The organism is Faecalibacterium sp. DFI.5.82, from assembly GCF_029076575.1.
GTDB classification, from domain to species: domain Bacteria; phylum Bacillota; class Clostridia; order Oscillospirales; family Ruminococcaceae; genus Faecalibacterium; species Faecalibacterium duncaniae.
The window spans coordinates 1-217 of the sequence record NZ_JARFIS010001236.1; the positions used below are offsets into that span (position 1 = coordinate 1).

Sequence of the window (217 nt, forward strand, 5' to 3'; positions counted from 1 at the left end):
GAAATGGGGAAGATTTGGCGTGACTTCGGTCACGCCTTTTCTTTTGCTTCCAGTTCATCCAGAGGGATGTACCCCAGCCCATCGTACTTGATATGGATGTGCTGCACCCGCTTTCCGCTGGACTTATCCGGGGCATCCACATAGATGGCCGACACCAGTTCACGGAGAGCATAAGGGGTGAGTTCTTCAATATGAACGTACTTGTGCGCTTTCTGGA

The 217-nt window shown here is 51.6% G+C and carries 1 protein-coding gene; it reads right to left on the reverse strand.

Annotated features, from left to right (window positions below):
- Positions 1 to 29: 29 nt before the first annotated feature.
- Positions 30 to 217 (reverse strand): DUF4368 domain-containing protein (locus P0G09_RS20865; RefSeq protein ID WP_275253637.1); only part of this gene is annotated, 188 nt, incomplete at its 5' end.